This window comes from Herbaspirillum sp. WGmk3 (genome assembly GCF_023952535.1).
GTDB lineage: Bacteria > Pseudomonadota > Gammaproteobacteria > Burkholderiales > Burkholderiaceae_D > Herbaspirillum > Herbaspirillum huttiense.
The window spans coordinates 1-254 of the sequence record NZ_JAKYWT010000111.1 but is presented as its reverse complement, the minus strand read 5'-3'; the positions used below and the strand labels follow the sequence as shown (position 1 = coordinate 254).

The 254-nt window shown below is 40.9% G+C and carries 1 protein-coding gene; it reads left to right on the top strand.

Features of this window, described 5'->3' with window-relative positions; genetic code table 11:
* Positions 1-9 precede the first annotated feature (9 nt).
* On the top strand, positions 10-254 hold a 245-nt coding region (locus MKD49_RS26110; protein ID WP_371925521.1), incomplete at its 3' end, for a super-infection exclusion protein B.

Sequence of the window (254 nt, the reverse complement as noted above, 5' to 3'; positions counted from 1 at the left end):
TACAGTTTGATGAGTATAGAAATGGATCCACTCGTTATTCTCGGACGAGTGTTCAGTAATGAACCTCTGGAGAGAACCATGTATATGATCGTTATCTGGGTTGGACTTCTGCTTTTAAGCCCAGATAACTGGCCTGAATATGTTAATGAGAGAATCGGTATTCCTCATGTGTGGCATGTTTTCGTCTTTGCTCTTGCATTTTCGCTAGCAATTAATGTGCATCGATTATCAGCTATTGCCAGCGCCAGATATAA